Genomic DNA, 3929 nt, shown 5'->3' on the forward strand with positions numbered 1-3929 from the left:
CCCTCCACCCCCGCCCCGAGACCCTCGCCGTCCACCCTCCCCACGTCGAGCTCACCGGCAGCCGCCCCCTCGGCGTCCCCCTCCACCAGGGCCACGTCTTCGCCTTCGACTCCGCCGACGCCCTCGCCGAGGGCTTCACCTCCCCGGACGCCTTCCTCTACGCCCGCCTCGGCAACCCCACCGTCCGCACCCTGGAGGACGCCGTCGCCCGACTCGAAGGCGGCGCCTCCGGCCTCTCCTTCGCCTCCGGCATGGGCGCCGTCAACGCCGTCCTCCTCGCCCTCCTCGGCTCCGGCGCCCACGTCGTAGCCCAGACCTGCCTGTACGGCGGCACGTACGCGGTCCTCACCGACCTCGCCGCCCGCTGGGGCGTCCACGTCACGTACGTCTCCGGCACGGACCCGGAGGAGGTGCGGGCGGCCCTGCGCCCCGAGACCCGCCTGCTCTACCTGGAGACCATCGCCAACCCCACCACCCGCGTCTCCGACCTGCCCGCCCTCGCCGCCGTCGCCGCCGGGGCGGGCGTCCCGGTCGCCGTCGACAACACCTTCGCCTCCCCACTGCTCTGCCGCCCCCTCGACCACGGCGCCGACATCGTGATCCACTCCGCCACCAAGTACCTCGCCGGGCACGCGGACGTCCTCGGCGGGATCGCCGTCTTCAAGGACCGCGAGCTGTACGGAAGGGTCCGCCGCCATGCCGTCGAACAGGGCGCCTCCACCGACCCGTTCGCCGCCTGGCTCACCCTGCGCGGCCTGCAGACCCTCTCCCTGCGCATGGAGCGCCAGTGCGCCAACGCCGCCGAGCTGGCGGCCCGGCTCGCCGCGCACCCGGCGGTCGCCGCCGTCCGCCACCCGTCCCTCGCGAGCCACCCCGACCGGGAGGTCGCCGCGCGCCTGCTGCCCGCCGGGGGCGGCGGAGTCGTCTCGGTCGACCTCGCGGGCGGCCGGGACGCGGGCCGGACCTTCGTGGAGGCGGTCCGGCTCGCCTCGCTCAGCGTCTCCCTGGGCGACGTGAAGACGCTGGTCATGCACCCGGCCTCCACCTCCCACCACCAGCTCGACGCGGCGGCCCTCACGGCGGCGGGCATCGGCGCCGGCACGGTCAGGATCTCGGTCGGCATCGAGCACGTCGAGGACCTGTGGACGGACCTGGAACAGGCGCTGGACCAGGCCCTGGAGAGGGCGGCCTGAAGGAGTCGGCCTGAAGGAGTCAGCCTGAAGAAGCCGTCCTGAAGAGGTCGGCCTGACGGCGGCTCAGTCCTCCCGTTCCGCCATCCGGATCACGCACACCGCCACCGCGACCATGAGGGCGGCGTCCGCGTCCTCCCGGACCACGTTCACCGCGTACGTGTCGCGGACGCGGAACCACTGCCGGGAGACGTGGACCAGGAGCTCGCCCTCGTACTCGACGGTGAACTCCCGGTCGAGGATCCGGCCGCTGACGTCCAGCTCCGTGCCCTCGACCAGCGTCACCCGGTAGTGGTTGCGCAGCAGCGAGAGCCGCTTGCGGCGCACGGTCGCGAGCGGCTGCCCGTCCCGCTCGATCGTCGTCGCGTCCCGCAGACCGAACATCTTCTGCCGCAGGGTGATCAGGACCCGCCCCTCGGGGTCCTTCAGCTCCAGGGTGTCGCGCAGCCGCAGGGCCTTGCCGTCGGCGAGGAAGGCGTGGCGGCCGTACTCGTCCTCGATCCAGTAGTCGTCGCCGATCGCGAAGATCTTGTCCCGTACGAGATATTTCACCCGGTCACTCCTGCCCCGTCGCAGCCGCTTCTCACCGGAAGTAGCGGGTGAACGCGTCCGGACTCGCCCCGAGCAGCTCTCCGAACGGCGAGTCGAGCTGGTGGATCAGCAGCACCGTGAAGGCGATGAACCCGGACAGGCCCATCACCATCACCACGTGGGTCGCGCTCCGCCTGATCCCGAAGAGGAACATGAACGCGAGGGTCAGCACGCCGCCGATCAGCAGCCCCGTCCACAGCACGGGCGACAGCCGTTCCTGCGCCGCCGCCTCCCGGCCGCGCCGCGCGTCGTCCACGTAGCCGAGCTGGGCCAGGATCTCCTGGGCCGCGATCTGCTCGGAGACCCGGTCGGAGCGGGTCACCTCGCCCGCCCGCCGCAACTGGTCGAGCAGCGTCCAGCCCGCGGCGTCGAGCGGCTCGCGGCCGGCCATCGCGGGCCACTCGACGTCCACGACGTGGCTCGCGTACGTCCGGGCCGCGTCGCGCACCGGCTGCCGCTGGGCGAGCGGGAGCGCGTCCGCGAGCAGGTACGTCTGGTGCAGGGCGCTCGCCTCGGCCTGGACGTGGCCGGCGGCGGCCGAGCGCGTCTCCCAGACGGAGACCAGGCAGAGGCCGAGGACGACGGCGTAGAGGACCGACACCATCATGGCGATGTACTCGGCCACGTCCTCGCGCGGCTCCTCGTCCTCCCCGACCGGGAAGAGCCTGGTCTTGGCGAACACGGAGAGGGCGGCGACGAGCGCGACCCCGAGGACGACGACGAGGGTTTCGAGCAGGGCCACGGTCACTTCCTCCTACTGCCGAGGAGCGCGGCGGCGACGGCCGCCGGGATCAGGAGCAACAGCAACGTCGTCGCCACCCCGAACTCCGCCGCCTCCCGCCCCCGCCGCCGCACCCGCCCGAGGAACCCCTCGCCGTCGAGCGCGTCGGCCCGGTGGAGGGCCGGCGGGGAGACGGGGGAGGGGGCGGAGGGCGGTACGGCTCCGGGGGACACGGCCCCGGGAACGGCGCCCGCCGGGGGTACGGCTCCGGGAACGGCTCCCGCGCCGGGAACGGCGGGGTCCACGGGCCGCCCGTCCGCCCCCGTACGGGTACCCGCGCCCGTACCCGCGAGGGCCCCGGGAGCCCCCGGCACCCCACCGCCTCCCACGGCAGCCCCGCCCGCGGCAGCCCCGCCCGCCGTCGCCCCGGCCGCCGCCGGGGCCCCCGGAGCAGGGGCCGCCCCGGGAACGGGAGCCCCCGGAGCCGGCGCCCTGGGAACAGGAGGCCTCGGAGCCGGCGCCTCCCGCACCACGAAGACGGCCGAGGCCCCGGCCGTGAGCACGGGCGCCGAGACCTGTTCGCCCCCCGCCCCGAGCGTGGTCGCCCGGTCGCTCCCGGAGACGCGGCCGGTGCTCCGGTAGGTCCCCGGGCGGAGCCGTACGGTCGCCCGGCAGAGGGCGGAGGTGTCCGGGGCGAGGACGGCCACGGTCCCGCCCCGCCCCCCGCAGTCGGGCGCGCCGGGCGCGAGGGCGAGCCCGGGGTCCTCGACCCGCACGGCGTAGAGGGGAAGGTTCCCCCGGTTGGCGACGGTGTACGTCACGTCGGCCACGCCCGCACCCGCCCCCGCACCCGGCGTCGCGACCACCACCTCCTCGGTGAGCCGGAGGATCCCGGCGACCCCGGCGTACCCGGCGCGGGCGGTCGCGGTGAGCCGGGTGTGCAGGGAGGGGACGTCGCCCTCGGCCCGTACGGGATGCACGTGCCGCCCCGCCACCGCCCGGAAGCGGGCCACGCACTCCACCTCCTCGGCCGCGGGGAGCGTCCCCGCCGGGCACCGCACGGACCCGGCGGGGGCGCCGGGGTCGAGGACCCGCACCCGGTGCAGGTCCGCCTCGCTCAGGTTCAGCAGCCGGTACCGCTTCACGACCCGGGCGCCGACCCGTACCTCCGGCGGCCGGAGGTCGCTGTCGGCCCGGCCGTTCACGGTCACGGTCAGCCGCAGGTTCCCGTCCCCGACCCCGCCGGCCCACCCCGCGCCCTCGGAGAGGACCGCGCCGGGCAGGACGAGCAGGACCACCACGAGTAACCCGGCACTCACCCGACGGAAGGAATAATCCGATGATCTGCCCACGTGCTCCGCCATGCCCGCCATGCTGACCGGCCCCCACCCCGGAACCCGCCCCCGGACACGCCCTCCGCCCCCGGC

The 3929-nt window shown here is 75.4% G+C and carries 4 protein-coding genes; 1 reads left to right on the plus strand and 3 read right to left on the minus strand.

Annotation, left to right across the window (positions count from 1 at the left end; all coding sequences use genetic code 11):
• Positions 1–1193 (plus strand): trans-sulfuration enzyme family protein (locus OO47_RS32805; protein ID WP_033211163.1); only part of this gene is annotated, 1193 nt, incomplete at its 5' end.
• 63 nt (positions 1194–1256) lie between these two features.
• Here OO47_RS32805 and OO47_RS32810 read toward each other — a convergent pair.
• The 3 genes from OO47_RS32810 to OO47_RS32820 are packed head-to-tail and all read right to left on the minus strand — an operon-like array spanning position 1257 to position 3821.
• On the minus strand, positions 1257–1742 hold the full coding sequence (locus tag OO47_RS32810; RefSeq protein WP_030206535.1) for an LURP-one-related/scramblase family protein: 486 nt from the start codon (positions 1740–1742) through the stop codon (positions 1257–1259).
• A 31-nt stretch (positions 1743–1773) separates the two neighbouring features.
• Positions 1774–2523, minus strand: coding sequence for a bestrophin-like domain (locus OO47_RS32815; protein ID WP_033211165.1), 750 nt, complete (start codon positions 2521–2523; stop codon positions 1774–1776).
• Positions 2524–2525: 2 nt separating this feature from the next.
• Complete coding sequence (locus OO47_RS32820) at positions 2526–3821, minus strand: hypothetical protein (RefSeq protein ID WP_158708750.1); 1296 nt, start codon at positions 3819–3821, stop codon at positions 2526–2528.
• Between the last annotated feature and the right edge of the window lie 108 nt (positions 3822–3929).

It is taken from the genome of Streptomyces bikiniensis, assembly GCF_000716625.1.
In the GTDB taxonomy this organism is placed as follows: domain Bacteria; phylum Actinomycetota; class Actinomycetes; order Streptomycetales; family Streptomycetaceae; genus Streptomyces; species Streptomyces bikiniensis.